General features: G+C 73.5%; 4 protein-coding genes. 2 read left to right on the forward strand and 2 right to left on the reverse strand.

The window, feature by feature from the left end; all coding sequences use genetic code 11:
• Both Q1N79_RS02155 and Q1N79_RS02160 read right to left on the reverse strand, forming a co-directional pair.
• On the reverse strand, positions 1–363 hold a 363-nt coding region (locus Q1N79_RS02155; RefSeq protein WP_300603528.1), incomplete at its 3' end, for a class II aldolase/adducin family protein.
• A 277-nt stretch (positions 364–640) separates the two neighbouring features.
• Positions 641–1,828, reverse strand: coding sequence for an amidohydrolase family protein (locus tag Q1N79_RS02160; RefSeq protein ID WP_300603531.1), 1,188 nt, complete (start codon positions 1,826–1,828; stop codon positions 641–643).
• 149 nt (positions 1,829–1,977) lie between these two features.
• Between Q1N79_RS02160 and Q1N79_RS02165 the strand changes: the two genes are divergently transcribed.
• Complete coding sequence (locus Q1N79_RS02165) at positions 1,978–2,484, forward strand: ATP-binding protein (RefSeq protein WP_300603536.1); 507 nt, start codon at positions 1,978–1,980, stop codon at positions 2,482–2,484.
• 33 nt (positions 2,485–2,517) lie between these two features.
• Positions 2,518–2,784 carry a helix-turn-helix transcriptional regulator gene (locus Q1N79_RS02170; RefSeq protein WP_300603539.1) on the forward strand — a complete coding sequence of 89 codons (267 nt, stop codon included), beginning with the start codon at positions 2,518–2,520 and terminating at the stop codon, positions 2,782–2,784.
• The last annotated feature ends 145 nt before the right edge of the window (positions 2,785–2,929 follow it).

Genomic DNA, 2,929 nt, shown 5'->3' on the forward strand with positions numbered 1-2,929 from the left:
CGACGCGTTGATGGTGGCCCGCAGCCGCACCGACCGGGAGATGCTGAACGGCAGGATCGAGATCGCGTGGTTGTGGCACACCGCCGTGACGTCTGGCCGCGCCTCGTACACCCCGGCGTGGATGAACCGCTCGACGTAGGGGATCGGGCCGGCCTCGCCGGCCAGCTCGCCGTCACCGTCGAACTCGAGCACGTCCGCCACCTCGACGTTCTCCGGCGAGCGCGCCCGGCACAGCAGGAAGTGGCCGGGGTTCCCCGGATGACGGACGCTCACGTGGCCGAACGCGTCCAGGATCCCCTCATGCCCCAGGATCCTGTTCGCCGCGACCAGCTCCCGCCGGACTTCGGTGCCTCCAGCCGACATTCACCCATCCTTCCTCGCCAGCCCAGATGATAGGCCGCGCAGCCCGCTGCCGCCTCGCCGCCCACCGCACCGTGCCCGCCCGCTCGGGCGGGGCCCCGCCGCGCGCCGGTAGCGGGCCGCGATCGGCGGCAGCCCCAGCTGCCCCGTAAGTCCCGCGAGTACTACTTTGGACACTCCATGCATGGACAAATCGCCCATAATGGGCGCGAAAATGGTCACAGAGTGTGCGAAGTCGCAGGCAAGCGGCCCGCGACGGGGCACCGCCGCCCGGAAGGCGTCACGCGGGAAGGCGGTAGGCGCGGCTCGCGTTCTCCGCGCCGATCAGGCGGGTGATCCGCTCCGCGTCGTCGAAGCTGATGTCGCCGAGGACCAGCCTGGCCTGGAGGAACTGCGACAGCGCCTGCCGGAACAGCAGCGCTGCCAGGTAGTACAGCTCCGGCAGCCCGAAGGCGTCCGAGGAGTACAGGAACTTCCGCAGCGGCACCAGCTCGAGCGCCTCGGCGAGCACCTGCGGCGCGCGGCTGCCGACGTTGTGCGTGGCCAGGCCGAGGTCCGCGTACACGTGCGGGAAGACCTGCGCCAGGTAACCGGCCTCGCGGTGGTACGGGTAGTTGTGCAGCAGCATGACCGGTACCCCGGCCGGCTCAAGCGCCCGCAGCAGTCCGGTGAGCAGCAGCGGGTTGCACTTGTCCAGGTCGGCGTCCCGGTCGCCGTACCCGACGTGGAACTGGACCGGCAGCCCGAGGTCGGCGCCGCACCAGACGAAGAACCGGTGCAGCGTCTCGTCCGCCACCGGCGGCAACGCGCCGGAGCCACCTGCCGCGTCTGCGCCGCCGTCGGCCGCGCCCAGCCACCGCCGGACCGCGCCGGCGACCTCACCGTCCGTCGGCCGCTCCCCGGCGAGCGCCAGCCCGGTCCGGTACGCCGCGATCGACTTGACCGCCACGACCGGCACCCCGTGCACAGGGGAGCTGACCCGTCCCGCCAGCGCCGCGCGGTAGGCGTCAGCGAACTCCGCTGCGCCCGCGCCCCCGGCGGCCAGCGACTCAGCGACCTGCTCAAGCCGGACGACCTCGAAGGCAGCCGCCCCGGCGAACGCGGCCGTCCCGGCGGGAGACAGCAGGCCACCCGGCGCGAACCCGGTGTCCACGAGCAGCGAGCCGAGCCCGGCCGCGGCCAGGAACCGCCGGTTCACCTCCGCGGCGGCAAGCGCGCGGCGGCGCGCCTCGTACTCCGCGACCGGGGCGTGCGCGGGCAGGTCGAGCAGCGGCGGGCACCACCGCAGGAACGCCAGCCCGGCAAGGGAGTCGAACGCCGTCCCGCCCGCGGCCGCGCCGCCGTCGCCCTCGGTGAGCAGCCCCTCCAGGTCACCGCCTTCCGCCAGCACGCCATGGCAGTGGTGGTCCGTCAGCGGCTGCGCAGCGACGAAGGGCAGGACAGGCGCCACGGTTCGTTCCGGAGACACGGTCTGCCAAAACCCCCTTCGATAACAGCAAGTAACGACAGACAGCGACCGCGTGCGGCGGCAATGAACCACATGCGCGGTTCCTTACGTGACTCATCGTGGAGACCGTAGCCGTGCCGCAACCGCAGTGCTGACGAGGGGTGATCGAGGTGACCGAAGCATATCCGGTACCTCCGTCCGGCCCGCGCCCGGCGCGCTGCCTGCGGGTCTTCCCTGGCGAGGCCAGGCAGGTGCCCCGGGTGCGGGCGTTCGTGGCGCGCGCCCTGGCCGGGTGCCCCGCCCGGGAGGCCCTGCTGACCTGCGTGTCCGAACTAGCCGCCAACGCCGTCACGCACACCGCCTCCGGGGCCGGCGGGGCGTTCACCGTCGAGGTGTGCTGGCCAGCCCCGGGCGTGGCACGGGTGGCCGTCACCGACGCGGGCGCCCCGCGCGGACCGGTCCTGGCCGCGGCCTGCCGCCAGCCGGCCCAGGCGGACGGCCAGGCCACTTCCGCCCCCGCCAACGCCCCCGCGCTCGCCGAAGGCGGCCGCGGCCTGCTGCTCGTCGCTGCGTGCAGCAGCAGGTGGGGCTACCGCGACGCCGACGCGGGCGCGGGCCGCATCGTGTGGGCGGAGGCGACATGGCCGGTGGCCGTAGCCGCGAGCGCTATACCGTAGCGAGCATCTCGGATTCGAGATACCGTTTGATGTATGGACGAGCCTGACTACCCGGCGCTCCCCGGGTTCCGCGAGATCGCGCTTGGCCGCATGTCGGCCGAGCGCGCCAGCCTCGTCCGCGACCTGGTGGCCCAGCGCCAGGCGGCCGGCCTGTCGCAGACCCAGGTCGCCGCGCGGATGGGCACCTCCCAGTCGGCGGTCGCGCGCCTGGAGTCCGGCGCGACCGACGTCCGCGCCTCCACGCTCGAACGGTACGCGGCTGCCGTCGGCTCCGAGATCACCTGGAAGTTGCATGGTTGACCACCGATTCCTCGCCCCCTTTATCCCGAACGATCCGGGCCGTCTCCCCAGCCCGCCGCCCGCTCGCCCGGGTGTCCAGGCGACGTTCCCTGGCGGACCCGGTCCTGGGCGGCCGGACGAGTTCCCGCGCCCGGGCTGGCCAGGC

The sequence above is a fragment of the Trebonia sp. genome, from assembly GCF_030042015.1.
In the GTDB taxonomy this organism is placed as follows: Bacteria; Actinomycetota; Actinomycetes; order Streptosporangiales; family Streptosporangiaceae; genus Trebonia.